Source organism: Dellaglioa sp. CoH-56-MRSF-11 (assembly GCF_056782135.1).
Genome location: NZ_JBXAYE010000003.1, coordinates 75,534 through 90,809 on the forward strand (window position 1 = coordinate 75,534; position 15,276 = coordinate 90,809).

Consider the following 15,276-nt stretch of genomic DNA (forward strand, 5'->3'; position numbering starts at 1 on the left):
CTTTTTCTTTTAGTGTAGCATGGAATTAAAAAAAGTTATCAACAATTTCTAGTGATAACTTTTCAGATGAAGCTTATTTTTCAAAAGGATATTTAAAGCCCCATTGTTCACGAGCTTGTGTCATTATTGACATAACATCTGTTGTTTTTTCTAAGAATGGTTTAGGATTTAAATTACCCAAAACCATATCTTGAACATCTTTAATTTCATAATTCATGGCTTGTTTTGTATGGCCGGCAGTGATTTCTGTAGCTGTTCCATCAGATAATACAAGAGCAGCTTTATTAGCTCGAGGATAATCGTAAACAGTAAAGTAACCACCTTCATAAGCAATAATACCCATTTTAGGCATTTTAGCTCTGAATGTTAAGGCAACAGTTGCGAGTTCATTATTGGCATTTTGTAAACTAATCGTTTCAGATTCGTCAACACCTGATTCGAATAAATTCATTGCTGAACCTGTGATTTCTGGTGTGGCTGTCATGAATTGACGGACAAAGGCTAATGCATAAACACCGATATCTAATAATGCGCCACCAGCTAAATCAGGATTGAAGAAACGATTTGTTGGATCAGGATCTTTAAAACTACCAAATGAGGCTTGGACCATTTTTAGTTTGCCTAATTTTTTTTCTTCAGCTACTTCAATAATTTTTTTATAAAGTGGCATATGATAAATAGTCATTGCTTCTTGTAAAATCAAGCCTTTTTCTTCAGCTAAATCAGTTGCTTGTTTAAGTTCATCACTAGTCATGGTGATTGCTTTTTCACTTAAGACGTGCTTGCCAGCTTTAAGTGCAGCCAAGATTGTGTCGATATGGTAGTTGTGAGGTGTCGCAATGTAAACGATGTCAATTTCATCATCAGCTAATAAGTCTTCATAGTTACCATAGGCATGTGGAATATTAAATTCGTTAGCAAAAGTTTGCGCTTTTTCTAAGTTTCTTGAGCCAGCGGCATAGATTTCACCAAATGGTTGATCAAAGTAAGTTGTAAAGCTGTGAGCGATGTTACCAAGTCCAATAATTCCCCAATTTAAATTTTTTGTCATTATGTTCTCCTGTCTCATTTAAGATAGCTCAAGCTTAACAGAAATTTAATAAAAAGAGAAAAAATACGATGGTAATAGATATAGAATTAGGGTAAAATAAGTGAAACAATTAAATGTATAGGGACGGGTGTACTAATGAAAAAGAAAAATGGTCGGGGGATTTTTGTAAAGAACGGTAAAATTCAAGTTGCGAATATTGTTGTTTTAATTTTAATTCTTGGTATTATTACAGTCGTTGTTTCAATGAACGTTCATAAAAAGAATGTTGCTCGAGATGAATCTATTGCGACGTCATTATCAACCTCAAAAATTGAAGCAAGTGAATCAGCAAAAAAAGCAGCAGCAGAAGCTAAAAAACAAGCATTTATTAAGAAAGTAGCACCTGAAGCACAAAAAATGCAAAAAAAATATAAAGTCTTTTCTAGTATTACAATTGCACAAGCTATCTTAGAATCTGATTGGGGAACGAGTTCTTTAGCTAAAGACTACAATAACCTATTTGGAATTAAAGGAACGGGCGCACGTGCAAAAGATTTCAAAACTAAAGAACAAGAAAAAGATGGCACATGGAAGACGGTTACGGCTAAATTTATCGTCTTCAAAGATTGGGACGAAGCAATTATGTCTCATTCGAAATTATTAGCTAATGGAAATACATGGAATAAAACACAATTTGCTGACGTTCTTTCTGCAGCAACTTACGAAGATGCAGCAGCAGCTTTAGTAGTTGATGGGTACGCAACAGATAATGATTATAGTACAAAATTAACAGATATCATTAAACAATATCATTTAGATAAATATGATAAATAAACGGGATTAATGTCAAGTATAATAACGATAAATGAGTAGATTCAAATTGAAATTACCCTTATATTATGTTATTCTTAAGTCATTCAAAACCGGAATGTAGCTTTTTTACTTATACCGAAGTGAAAAAGCTATTTTTATACCCAAAAAAATATAAATAGCAAGAGGAGCGTACCCCACGTGAAACTTTTAGAAGACAGAATTATGCAAGATGGTATTGTATTACCAGGAGATGTATTGAAGGTCGATCAATTTTTAAATCACCAAGTTGATCCTGATTTAATGTTAGCAATGGGTGTGGAATTTGCTGAATTATTCAAAAATGAAAAAATTACTAAAATTTTAACAGTTGAATCATCAGGTATTGCCCCAGCAGTATTCGTTGGGTTACAATTTCATGTTCCTGTTGTCTTCGCACGTAAAAATAAGAGCGTTACGATGCAAAATGATTTATATTCTGCTTCTGTTTACTCGTACACAAAGAAAGTTGAAAATACAATTGCCGTTGCCAACAAGTTTTTAGGTGAAAACGATCGTGTTTTAATCATTGATGACTTCTTGGCAAATGGCCAAGCAGCTGAAGGACTCTTCCAAATTTGTGACGAAGCTAAGGCAGAAATTGCTGGAATTGGAATTGTAATTGAAAAATCATTCCAAAAAGGTGCCGAATTAATTCATGAACGTGGCGTACGTTTAGAATCACTTGCTAAAATTTCATCATTTGATGGTGATCAAGTTCATTTTGAAGATTAAATTAACGAAAAGAGCGCAAAATGTGCTCTTTTTTATTTTCTTATAAAATTGTTAAATTATGGTTGTTAAAACTTGATTGCCCCGCGGGATAACAGTATGATTAAGGGTATAAAGCAAAAGTAGAAAGTAGTGAATATATAGTGGAAAAAAAAGTTATCTTTCCTGGAAGTACATTGGGAATAATCGGAGATAGTCCAACGGGTGCAATGTTGGCTATGGCTGCAAGAAATTTAGGGTTTAAAATCGCAGCATACAGTCAAAATGAAGTTAGTGAGACACTTCAATTAGCAGATTATTCTGTTGTAGGTAAGATGAATGATAAGGATAAATTGAAAGAATTCGCTGAACGAACAGATATTGTGACGTATGAATCTGAACACGTTAATTCAGAAGTGATTGAATATATTTCAAAATATACTTATGTGCCACAAAAGTATAATGCATTAGAAATTATGCAAGACCGCTTGTTGGAAAGAGCTTTTTTTGAACAATTAAATATTAATATTCCACCTTTTGAAACAATTGTATCATTAGAAGATGTGTATAATTCTGTACTTTCAATTGGGTATCCCAGCGTTTTAAAACCAATCCAAAAAGGGTTTGGTAAAAGTTACCAGAGTGTTCTCAATACGCAAACTGATATTTCAGATGCGGCGTACTTGGTTGAACGTGGCACCTATATTTTAGAATCATGGATTCCTTATGAACAAGAAATCTCAATGGTTCTTATCAAAAATGGTAAGGAAATTAATTTTTTCCCAGCTGTTGAAAATAAATATCGTGATCATCGATTACACGAATCAATCGTACCAGCTAACTTAGATACAGAAATTTCTGCTGAAATGCATAAAATTGCCATTAAAGTTGCGGAAAATCTAGACTACACTGGCGCATTAGAAATTGGCTACTTTGTAACTAAATCAGGTGCAATTTATGTTAAACGTGTCGTGCCCGCTATGCATCAATCAGGGTATGTTTTTGATAAAGCAACAAACGTTAGCATGTATGAACAGCATTTACGTGCCATTTGTGGATTGCCACTATCAAAAGTGAAATTCCTTGCACCAACTGTTATGGTGTCATTAAAAGAAGAAGAACGTGCCGATTTAAAGACACAGTGGGTTCTTAAAAATAATTGGTATTACCATTTTTATCGTTACCCTGAAAATCATAAATTAGATCGTGCTGGGCATATTTTGGTTCAGTCAGATTCAGTTCGTGAAGCATTGAATCAAATTGAAGATACAGGCATTTGGGATAAAAAAGAAACAACAAATTAAATGAAATTAGAAGGATGAATCGTTTTGAATCGGTTCGTCTTTTTTTATGAACAAGTTGAGACATATATTCATAAAAATTAAAGAAGTTAAGGCGTTTTTTTGCTATAATAAATAATGACTGATTTATAGAGAGGATTGATTAATTTGACTACTGAAAGCTTATTGAACGGAATGAATAACAAACAAAAAGAAGCTGTCCTAAAAACAGAGGGACCACTCTTAATTATGGCTGGAGCTGGAAGTGGTAAAACGCGAGTATTAACGCATCGCGTTGCTTACTTAATTGAAGAAAAAGGTATCAATCCATGGAACGTATTAGCAATCACATTTACAAATAAAGCATCAAAAGAGATGCGCGAACGTGTTAATAAATTACTTAACAAAGGGGCAGAAGATGTTTGGGTTTCAACATTCCATGCACTTTGTGTTCGTATTTTGCGACGTGATATTGACCAAATTGGTTATAATCGTGCATTTACAATTGCCGACCCAGGTGAACAAAAGACTTTAGTAAAACGTATTTTAAAAGAACAAAATATTGATCCACAAAAATTTGACCCAAGAACCGTTTTAGGAGCAATTTCAAATGCAAAAAATGATTTATTAACAGAAAAAGAATACGCAGAACGTGCTGCAAGTATGTTCGAACAAATGGTAGCTAAAGTTTATACGGCATATCAAAAAGAGTTACGCTCAAATCAAGCAGTTGATTTCGATGATTTAATTATGTTAACTATCCGTTTATTTAAAGAAAAGCCTGAAACATTGGCTTTTTATCAAAATAAATTTCAATATATCCATGTGGATGAATATCAGGATACTAATGAAGCACAATATACCTTAGTAAACATGTTAGCTGAACGTTTCAAAAATCTCTGCGTCGTCGGGGATGCTGACCAAAGTATTTACGGTTGGCGTGGGGCAAACATGGATAACATTATGAATTTTGAAAAAGATTATCCTGATGCTGATGTTGTTAAGTTGGAACAAAACTATCGTTCAACGAAAACAATTCTGAATGCTGCCAATGCAGTTATTGATAATAATACGAACCGCAGTGATAAGAGTCTTTGGACTGATAATAAAGATGGTGAGAAAATTTCTTACTACCGTGGCCAAAGTGAAAATGATGAATCACATTATGTGGTTGAAAAAATTCAAGAACAAATTAAAGATAATCACTTAAATTACGGTGATTTCGCCATTTTATATCGAACGAATGCACAGTCTCGTGTGATTGAAGAGACATTCTTAAAATCAAGCGTTCCTTACAAAATGGTTGGTGGACACAAATTCTACGAGCGATTGGAAATTCGAGATATCTTAGGCTACATTCGTTTAATTGCTAATGATCAAGATTCAATGAGTTTTGATCGTATTGTAAATGTCCCAAAACGCGGTATCGGTGCAAGTAGTGTGGACAAATTACGTGAATTTTCAGATATGAATAATTGGACAATGCTTGAAGGTGCTGAAAACTCAGCGCTTGCTAATATTTCTGGTAAAGCTGAAAAATCATTACAAGAATTTGCCACAATGATTCGTGGATTACAAAAAATGCGTGAGTTCTTGAATGTGACCGAGTTAACAAAAGAAATTTTAAAACAATCAGGTTATGAAGCTAATTTGAAAAAGACGAAAACGATTGAAAATGAAACGCGACTTGAAAACGTTGAAGAATTCTTGTCTGTAACTCAGCAATTTGATGATCGTTGGGAAGCTGAAGAAGATGATAGTGACCGTTATGTTGATTTCTTAGCTGATTTAGCACTAGTTTCTGCACAAGATGATATTGAAGAAGAACCTGAAGAAGTCACATTGATGACATTACATGCCGCTAAAGGACTTGAATTTCCAGTTATCTTTTTAATGGGATTGGAAGAAGGCATATTCCCTCTTTCTCGTGCCATGTTAGAAGATGATCAACTTGAGGAAGAACGTCGTTTAGCATATGTCGGAATTACTCGTGCTGAACGCAAATTATATTTAACAAATGCTTTTTCAAGAATGTTGTATGGTCGTCGTCAAAGTAATCAAGCTTCACGTTTCATTGGTGAAATAGATGAGTCATTACTTGAATTAGATAATCAAACGGCAGCACCATCTCGTAATTCATCGTATTCCAATCAACGTGCGACGGCGACAACATACCGTCGACCTGCTAAAACCGTTGAACGTGATAATGGTACAGGTGCTGATGCAGTTGTTTGGCGTATTGGTGAAAAAGTGGAACATAAAGCTTGGGGTACTGGGACAATCGTTAAAGTTTCAGGATCAGGTTCGGATGCTGAACTTGATATTGCTTTCAAAGAACAAGGGATTAAGCGTCTGTTGACAGCTTTTGCACCAATTACAAAAAAAGTGGACTAAATAAAAGGAGGGTTCAAGTTTGTCAAATCAAGCCATAACATTGGAAGAAGCAACTAATAGAGTGAATCAATTAAAAACTGACTTAATCAAATGGACGCGTCAATATTATGTCCTTGATCAGCCAACAGTTGAAGATCATGTTTATGATGAACACTACCTACAACTAGTAGAACTTGAAAAAGCCTTTCCTAATTTAGTGACACCTAATTCACCAACGCAACGTGTTGGTGGCCAGGTACTGCCTGGTTTTGAAAAAGTTTCGCATGAAGTACCAATGCTTTCATTGGGGGATGTCTTTTCCATTGAAGAACTATCGGAATTTGATCAACGATTACAAAAATCAGTTGATGCTGAGGTAAGTTACAATACTGAACTCAAAATTGATGGATTGGCCATTTCGTTAACATATGAAAATGGTGTATTCGTTAAAGGATCAACTCGTGGAGATGGCACAATTGGTGAAAATATTACTGAAAATCTTAAAACAGTCAAATCAATTCCACTAACATTGACGGAACCCATTTCAATTGAAGTTCGTGGAGAATGTTACATGCCAACAAAGGCGTTTGTTGCGTTGAATAAACGTCGCGAGGAAGCTGGAGAAACGGTATTTGCTAATCCTAGGAATGCAGCAGCAGGTAGTTTACGACAATTAAATACAGCTGAAACGGCTCAACGACAATTGAGTACATTTATCTATTATATAGTTGATCCGGATGTCAAAACTCAAAGTGATGCGTTAAAACGCTTGTCTAAACTTGGATTTAGAACAAATACTGAATCACGTGTTACGAGTGATATGACAGAAATTTCGGCATACATTAATGAATATCAAGCAAAACGTCATGATTTATCTTACGATATCGATGGTATTGTTATTAAAGCAAATTTATTCACGATTCATGATGAAGTTGGTAATACGGTTAAAGTTCCAAAATGGGCAATTGCCTATAAATTCCCGCCAGACGAGCAAGAAACTAAAGTTCTAGATATTGAATGGACGATTGGTCGAACAGGTGTCGTAACACCAACTGCAATCATGAATCCTGTGCAGTTAGCGGGAACAACAGTTTCTCGGGCATCATTGCATAATGGGGATTTACTGAAACAAAAAGATATTAGAATTAACGATACGGTTAAGTTGCATAAGGCTGGGGATATTATTCCAGAAATTTCTGAAGTTGTCTTAGATAAACGACCAGAAGACAGTGTTGTGTATAGTTTGCCAACGAACTGCCCAGTTTGTGGAGCAATATTAGTTCATCTGGATGAAGAAGTTGCATTACGTTGTATCAATCCAAAATGTCCCGCACTCATTAAAGAGAGTCTGGCACATTTTGCTTCTAGAAATGCGATGAATATTGATGGACTAGGGCCTAAAATTGTTGAACAATTATTTGAAAATAAGTTAATTAGTGATGTTGCAGGATTGTATCAGTTAACTGCCGATCAACTGTTAACGCTAGATAATTTCAAAGAAAAATCGGTTAATAAATTATTAAATGCAATTGATATTAGCCGACAAAATTCAGTGGAACGCTTATTATTTGGACTAGGAATTCGGCATGTTGGAGCTAAGGCTGCTCGATTGGTTTCAGCCGAATTTAAAGATATTCATCAATTAATGACAGCAATTTCCGAAGATATTCTCGTCATTGATTCAATCGGACAGGTGATTGCGGATAGTCTTGTGACTTATTTTGCCAATGACCAAGTTCGTGAATTGATTGATGAACTGGATAATGCGCAAGTTAACTTAACCTTTTTAGGCAAAACAACTGCTGAAATTGCAGAATTAGCTGAAGGTAGTCCCGTGATGGATAAGAAAGTTGTCCTAACGGGAACACTTGATCAGTTGAAACGAAGCGATGCTAAAAAATGGCTTGAAGCAAATGGTGCTTCTGTTGTTGGTAGTGTTTCGAAAAAAACAGACCTATTAATTGCCGGGCATGATGCTGGAAGTAAGTTAACAAAAGCGAAGCAACTAGAAATTGAAATTTGGGATGAACAACAATTTATCTCAGTTATGGAAGGAGTGTCATATGAAAAAAATTAAGATTGGACTTATGTTAAGTTTCTCGTTAATTTTCTTAGCAGCCTGTGGCAATGTTGCCTCATCAGGCTCGTCGGGAACCTCTAAAAATACATCAAGTTCTGGTTACCAGACAACTGGCCAAACAAGTGATAGTAACTATGAAGGTGTCATTAAAGATGGTAAATATTTAACAAGTAAATCAAGAGGTGTGGCACTCACACAAAATGACAATGTCTTGAATTTAAAAAGTTTTGAATCTGGTCTGTTAGATTTATCTAAAGATCAATTTGCTACTGACAGTTATATTTTCCAAGAAGGACAATATTTAACAAAAACGACTGTTCAAAGCTGGTTAGGACGTGAATCAAGTGCTAATAAAGACGGATTAAACCCTAAGAGTAATGGTAAAACGGGTGAAACAGACCGTAATCCCATGTATGTACAGCAAGTTGAAGAACAAGATTTTATGACAAAAAAAGGCAGCAAATTATCACTCTCGGGTATCTCGGTAGGTATCGGAATGAACTCAGTTGATTATTATCAAAAAGAAGAATATGGGGCTGAATATAAAACCGTTATTTCTGATGCAACAATGAGAGAAAAGGGTAAAGAAGCTGCTAACAAAGTGGTTGCTCGTCTTCGTAAAACCAAAGGAATTAGTGATAGCGTTCCAATCATGGTGGCAATGTACAAGCAAGCACCAAACGATAGTTTAGTTGGCGGTAGTTTCTACGCCTACGCTGTGAATAAGAATGGTAAAACGACGATTGATAATTGGGATGATGTTTCAATTAAGAGTTATACGTTCCCAACGACATCGACGGCCACATCACCTAATACAAATGATGAAACGACATTTACGAATTTTAAAACTGAAGTTCAAAGTTTCTTTCCTAATTTAGCAGGTGTAACAGCACAGGTACAATATAAAAACAAAGCAATTACAGGGATGCACATCAATATTACAACTCAATTTTATAGTGAAACAGAGATTATTAGTTTCACTCAATATTTATCAACAACGGCCGTGAAATATTTAGCATCAGGGATTCCAATTGACATTACTATCAAAGGTAGTGATGGGACAATGCAAAGTTTCCTTGCCAAAACAGCTAAAGAAAGCACATACTATACGCATGTATTTACCAGTTATTAAAAAGAAATTAATTTGAATTTTGAAGGGATGGTTTTGAATGTCAATTAGTAAAGAAGAAGTCAAACATGTCTCAGAGTTAGCTAAACTAGAACTCAGTGATACAGATTTAGAACTATTTACCAGTCAATTAGATGATATTATCGGAATGGCTGAACAATTATCAGAAGTAGATACAACAGGCGTTCCAGTAACGACACATATTACAGATGTTCTCAATGTGATGCGTGAAGATGTCGCAGAAGAAGGAACAGATCGAGACTTACTCTTTAAAAATGCACCGGATAGTGAAAATGGCCTTATTAAAGTGCCAGCAATTATTGATGAAAGTGAGGAAGCTTAAGCATGGATTATTTCAAACAAGATTTATCAAGTTTACATGACGCATTAGTTAATAAAGAAATGAGTTCTGAAGAATTAACGAAGGCAACCTTTGCTGAAATTAAAGCACGTGATTCAAAGATTTCTGCTTTCCTCGCAATGAACGAAGAAATGGCACTTAGCCAAGCTAAGGCTGTTGATGCTGCTGGTATCGATGCAAATAATGTCTTAGCCGGGATACCAATGGCTGTTAAAGATAATATTGTGACAAAGGATTTAACAACAACTGCTGCAAGCAAAATGTTAGAAAATTTCAATCCAATATATGATGCAACAGTGATTGAAAAAATGCGCCAAGCACAAATGGTGACAATTGGTAAAACAAACATGGATGAATTTGCTATGGGTGGTTCTACTGAAACGTCAGCTTTTAAAACAACAAAAAACCCTTGGAATACAACGAAGGTTCCCGGTGGCTCATCAGGTGGTTCAGCTGCTGCAGTTGCTTCAGGTGAAGTTATTGCTGCTTTAGGCTCAGATACTGGTGGTTCTATCCGTCAACCTGCTTCATTTAATGGTGTCGTAGGAACAAAACCAACTTATGGTCGTGTATCACGTTATGGTTTAATTGCATTTGCATCAAGTTTGGACCAAATTGGACCATTCACACGTGGCGTTAAAGATAACGCTGCTGTTTTAAATGCAATCAGTGGTAACGATGTTCATGATTCAACGAGTTCAGCGCAAGCTGTTCCTGATTTTACTGCTGGATTAACTGGCGATATTAAAGGAATGAAGATTGCTTTACCTAAAGAGTATTTAGGTGAGGGTGTTGATGCTGGTGTTAAAGAAGCCATTCAAAAAGCAGTTAAGACGTTTGAAGAACTTGGCGCAACAGTTGACGAAGTTAGTTTACCAAACAGTAAATATGGTGTGCCCGTTTACTATATTCTAGCTTCTTCTGAGGCATCATCTAATTTACAACGTTTTGATGGTATTCGTTATGGATTCCGTGCACAAGACGTTAAGAGTTTGGAAGATGTTTATGTACGTTCTCGTTCAGAAGGTTTTGGGGATGAAGTTAAACGTCGGATTATGTTAGGAACATTCTCATTATCTGCTGGAACTTATGACGCTTTCTTCAAGAAAGCAGCTCAAGTTCGGACTTTAATCTGCAATGATTTCCGTAATGTATTCAATGATTATGATTTGATTATTGGGCCTACTGCACCTAATACAGCATTTAATATTGGTGATAAAATTGAAGACCCAATTACAATGTATATGAATGATATTTTAACGATTCCAGTTAACTTGGCTGGACTACCCGGCATGTCAGTTCCTGCTGGATTCTCAAATGGCTTACCAGTTGGATTACAATTAATTGCGAAATCATTCGATGAAGCAACAATGTATCGTGCTGGTTACGCATTTGAACAAGCAACTGATTTCCATAAAGAAGTCCCTACGTTAGGAGGCCAAAACTAATGAATTTTGAAACAACAATTGGACTTGAAGTTCATATTGAAATGAAAACTAACTCTAAGGCATTCTCACCTTCAAAAGTTGATTTTGGGGCAGAACCTAATACGAATACCAACGTTATTGACTGGGGTTATCCAGGTGTTTTACCAACTGCCAATAAAGGGGCAATTGAATACGGAATGCGTGCTGCCTTAGCTTTAAATTGTGAAATCACAAAGGATAACCATTTTGACCGAAAAAATTACTTTTATCCTGATAATCCAAAAGCTTACCAGATCACACAATCAGAAGAACCTATTGGTCGTAACGGCTTCTTAGAAATTGAAGTTAATGGCGAAACGAAAAAAATCGGAATTGAAGAAATGCACGTTGAAGAAGATGCGGGTAAAAATACGCATAATCCTAACGGCTATTCTTATGTCGATTTAAACCGTCAAGGAACACCTTTGATTGAAATTGTTTCACGTCCTGATATCAAAACACCTGAAGAAGCTTACACATATCTTGAAAAATTACGTCAAGTTATTCAATTTACCGGTGTTTCTGATGTGAAGATGGAAGAAGGATCAATGCGAATTGATGTTAATATTTCAATTAACCCAATTGGCCAACCCGGTTATGGGACAAAAACTGAAATGAAAAATTTAAATTCATTTGAAAATGTGCGTAAAGGACTTGAATTTGAAGAAAAACGTCAAATAAATGTCTTGATGTCTGGTGGTATTGTTCAACAAGAAACACGCCGTTTTGATGCACCAACTGGTACAACTATTTTGATGCGTGTCAAAGAAGGGGCTAGCGATTATCGTTATTTCCCAGAACCAGATATTCCACCAATTCATATTAGTGATGACTGGATTCAAGAAGTTAGAGAATCAATTCCCGAAATGCCTGACAAACGACGGACACGCTATGCAAGTGAATTAGGCTTGCCTGAATATGATGCTGAAGTCTTAACACAAACAAAAGAAATGTCAGATTTCTTTGAAGACACAATTAAGTTAGATGCAGATCCTAAGTTAGCTGCTAACTGGTTAATGGGTGAAGTTAATGCGTTCATGAATACAAATAAATTAAACTTACAAGATACTAAATTAACACCAGCAAATCTTGCTGGAATGATTAATTTAATTACTGATGAAACAATTTCAAGTAAGATTGCTAAAAAAGTTTTCCAAGAAATTATTAAAAATGGTAGCGAACCTAAAGCTTGGGTTGAGTCTAAGGGACTTGTTCAATTATCTGACCCAGCTAAGTTACAACCCATTATTGATGGTATTTTAGATAACAATGAACAATCAATTGAAGATTTCAAAAATGGTAAAGATCGTGCTGTTGGATTCTTAATCGGACAAATCATGAAACAAACACAGGGACAAGCAAATCCTAATGTGGTCAATCAATTATTGATGGCCTCATTGAAGCAAAGATAATCTTATTAAAATAAGATTCATGTGGAGGAACGGAATGAGAAAAAGAGCCAGAATTATCTATAACCCAACATCCGGTCGTGAGGCTTTAAAAAGTGATCTCGTGAGTATTCTAGACATCATTGAAAATGCCGGGTATGAAACTAGTGCTTATGCGACGACAGCGAAGAAACATTCAGCTCGAGATGAAGCAACGAGAGCTGCTAAATCAGGGTTTGATTTAGTAATTGCTGCTGGTGGCGACGGAACCATTAATGAAGTTGCTAATGGAATTGCTGGTCTTAAGCACCGACCTAAGATAGGTGTTATTCCAGCTGGAACGACAAATGATTATGCGAGAGCTTTGAAAATACCTAGGGATGATTCAGTTGCTGCTGCAAAAGTAATTGCAAAAGGTAACACAGTTAAAATGGATGTTGGACAAGCTGGAGAAAAATATTTCATTAATATCGCTGGTGGTGGATTATTAACGGAATTAACTTATGATGTTCCTTCACAATTTAAATCACTTTTTGGTTATCTGGCTTATTTAGCTAAAGGTGCTGAAATGTTACCTAGAATGAAACCAATTGAAATGAACCTTGAGTATGATGGGGGAATTTTTAAAGGGAAAGCATCAATGTTTTTATTAGCATTGACGAACTCTGTAGGTGGCTTTGAACAAATCGTACCAAACGCTTCACTTGATGACGGTAAGTTTACCTTGCTTATTGTTAAAGCGACTAATATCGCCGAAATGTTGCATTTAATGGCACTTGTGTTAAATGGTGGGAAGCATATTAATGATAAACGTGTGATTTATGTTAAAACGTCTAAATTAATTGCTAAACCAGTCGATAATAAAATGATGATTAATATTGATGGTGAATATGGTGGTGATGCACCAATGACTTTCAAAAATTTAAAGCAACATATCGAAATTTTTGCGAATACAGATGCATTGCCAGAAACGTCAATTACGTCAGGTCGTACGGCTGCCGAAATTACAGCTGAAGAACATTTTGTAAAAGAAGTCCAAGAAATGCATAGTGAAGATGTTGACGGTAATGGTACAATTAGTAAAGTAAGAGATAACTAAGAAATTAAGTAGGATTGAGGTGCTTGGTAAAGGCCTCAATCCTGTTTTATTTCTAGAGTTGGCAACTATTGACTTTTAGGGGTTAAACATGGTTGAATAAAGTAAATACGCAGGAACATCGAAAGGACAACAATGAAAAAACTACCTCCAGTAATAAAGAACCAAGAATTTGATACAGAAATTATCGATTTAACTTATCAAGGTATGGGTGTCGCTAAAGTTGATGGCTACCCATTATTTATTGAAAATGCATTACCAGGCGAAAAAGTTAGTATTCGTGTAATGAAAGTTAGCAAGAACTTTGGTTTCGCTAAAGTTTTAGCTTTTCGTAATGAGAGCCCAGATCGTGTTGAAACAAAAGGTTCAGCATATACACAAACTGGAATTGCACCTTTACAACATTTAGCATACCCAGCACAATTAAAATTCAAACAAGCACAAGTTCAAGAGTTATTGAAAAAAGCGCATTTGGATATTGAAGTATCTGATGCTGTTGGAATGGAAAATCCTTTCCATTACCGTAATAAAGCACAAGTGCCTGTTCGCGAAATTGCTGGTGAATTAAAAACAGGATTCTTCAAGAAAAACAGTCATGATTTTGTTGCAATTGAAGATTTTTTAATTCAAGATGAAGAAATTGATAAAGCAATCGTAGCTGTACGTGATGTCTTACAACGTTTCCATGTGGAAGCATATGACGAACGTGCACATAAAGGGATTATCCGTCACATTATGGTTCGCCGTGGTCATTACTCAAAACAAATGATGATTGTCTTAGTAACACGCTCTAAGAAATTACCAATGTTTACTGAAATTACTGCTGCAATCCGTGAATCATTACCTGAGGTTACAACTATTGTTCAAAATACAAATTCTGAAAAGACAAATGTTATTTTAGGCCGCGAAAACAAAGTTTTATTTGGCCCTGGTTATATTGAAGATCAATTAAATGGATTAACATTTAGAATTTCACCACATTCTTTCTACCAAATTAATCCTGTCCAAACAGAAAAATTATATGCTGCAGCATTTGAACGTGCTGGTTTAACTGGTAATGAAACAGTTATTGATGCTTATAGTGGTATTGGAACAATTTCATTATCAATGGCAAAACATGCTCGTCAAATCTATGGTGTAGAATTAGTTTCTGCAGCGGTTAAAGATGCGAAAGAAAATGCTAAGATTAATGGTATTGATAATGTTCGTTTTGAAACTGGGATGGCAGAAAACTGGATGGAAAACTGGAGTCATGCTAACTTAAGACCTGACGTTTTAGTTGTCGATCCTCCTCGTAAGGGGCTAGAACCAGCATTTATTGAAAGTACACTTAAAATGCAACCTAAAAAAGTTGTTTACATTAGTTGTAACCCTTCAACATTAGTTCGTGATTTACAGAGCTTCTTAGATGATGGTTACAAAGTTACAAAACCAATTTTACCAGTGGATCAATTCCCACAAACAACACATATTGAAACAGTTACAATTTTAGAAAAATAACCAATTTAATATA

12 protein-coding genes are annotated in these 15,276 nt (G+C 35.5%); 11 read left to right on the plus strand and 1 reads right to left on the minus strand.

Annotated elements, in window-relative coordinates:
* Positions 1-73: 73 nt before the first annotated feature.
* Positions 74-1,051: a Gfo/Idh/MocA family protein gene (locus AC1RPT_RS04145; protein WP_481761577.1), complete on the minus strand. Its 978-nt coding sequence runs from the start codon at positions 1,049-1,051 to the stop codon at positions 74-76.
* Between the two features lie 135 nt (positions 1,052-1,186).
* Here AC1RPT_RS04145 and AC1RPT_RS04150 point away from each other — a divergent pair, with 135 nt between their 5' ends.
* From AC1RPT_RS04150 to rlmD, 11 genes are all read left to right on the plus strand, one after another.
* On the plus strand, positions 1,187-1,864 hold the full coding sequence (locus AC1RPT_RS04150; protein ID WP_481761576.1) for a glycoside hydrolase family 73 protein: 678 nt from the start codon (positions 1,187-1,189) through the stop codon (positions 1,862-1,864).
* 177 nt (positions 1,865-2,041) lie between these two features.
* Positions 2,042-2,614: a xanthine phosphoribosyltransferase gene (locus AC1RPT_RS04155; protein WP_409022073.1), complete on the plus strand. Its 573-nt coding sequence runs from the start codon at positions 2,042-2,044 to the stop codon at positions 2,612-2,614.
* A gap of 140 nt (positions 2,615-2,754) precedes the next feature.
* Positions 2,755-3,894 carry a 5-(carboxyamino)imidazole ribonucleotide synthase gene (locus tag AC1RPT_RS04160; RefSeq protein WP_481761575.1) on the plus strand — a complete coding sequence of 380 codons (1,140 nt, stop codon included), beginning with the start codon at positions 2,755-2,757 and terminating at the stop codon, positions 3,892-3,894.
* 144 nt (positions 3,895-4,038) lie between these two features.
* Positions 4,039-6,264 carry a DNA helicase PcrA gene (gene pcrA, locus AC1RPT_RS04165; RefSeq protein WP_481761574.1) on the plus strand — a complete coding sequence of 742 codons (2,226 nt, stop codon included), beginning with the start codon at positions 4,039-4,041 and terminating at the stop codon, positions 6,262-6,264.
* A 34-nt stretch (positions 6,265-6,298) separates the two neighbouring features.
* Positions 6,299-8,320: an NAD-dependent DNA ligase LigA gene (gene ligA / locus AC1RPT_RS04170; protein WP_481761630.1), complete on the plus strand. Its 2,022-nt coding sequence runs from the start codon at positions 6,299-6,301 to the stop codon at positions 8,318-8,320.
* A complete protein-coding gene (locus AC1RPT_RS04175) occupies positions 8,307-9,455 on the plus strand; it encodes a CamS family sex pheromone protein (RefSeq protein ID WP_481761573.1) in 1,149 nt (382 codons plus the stop codon). Before ligA ends, AC1RPT_RS04175 begins: the two co-directional genes overlap by 14 nt.
* Before the next feature lie 37 nt (positions 9,456-9,492).
* The gene (gene gatC, locus AC1RPT_RS04180; RefSeq protein ID WP_409022077.1) at positions 9,493-9,795 is read left to right on the plus strand and encodes an Asp-tRNA(Asn)/Glu-tRNA(Gln) amidotransferase subunit GatC; all 303 of its coding nucleotides are present in this window, start codon (positions 9,493-9,495) and stop codon (positions 9,793-9,795) included.
* A gap of 2 nt (positions 9,796-9,797) precedes the next feature.
* Positions 9,798-11,261 (plus strand): Asp-tRNA(Asn)/Glu-tRNA(Gln) amidotransferase subunit GatA, encoded by a 1,464-nt coding sequence (gatA, locus tag AC1RPT_RS04185; RefSeq protein ID WP_481761572.1) that lies wholly within the window; start codon positions 9,798-9,800, stop codon positions 11,259-11,261.
* Entirely contained in the window at positions 11,261-12,691 is a 1,431-nt protein-coding gene (gene gatB / locus AC1RPT_RS04190) for an Asp-tRNA(Asn)/Glu-tRNA(Gln) amidotransferase subunit GatB (protein WP_481761571.1), read from the plus strand. The genes gatA and gatB overlap by 1 nt, the downstream gene beginning before the upstream one ends.
* A gap of 34 nt (positions 12,692-12,725) precedes the next feature.
* Entirely contained in the window at positions 12,726-13,766 is a 1,041-nt protein-coding gene (locus AC1RPT_RS04195; protein ID WP_481761570.1) for a diacylglycerol kinase, read from the plus strand.
* 132 nt (positions 13,767-13,898) lie between these two features.
* On the plus strand, positions 13,899-15,263 hold the full coding sequence (gene rlmD / locus AC1RPT_RS04200) for a 23S rRNA (uracil(1939)-C(5))-methyltransferase RlmD (protein WP_481761569.1): 1,365 nt from the start codon (positions 13,899-13,901) through the stop codon (positions 15,261-15,263).
* The last annotated feature ends 13 nt before the right edge of the window (positions 15,264-15,276 follow it).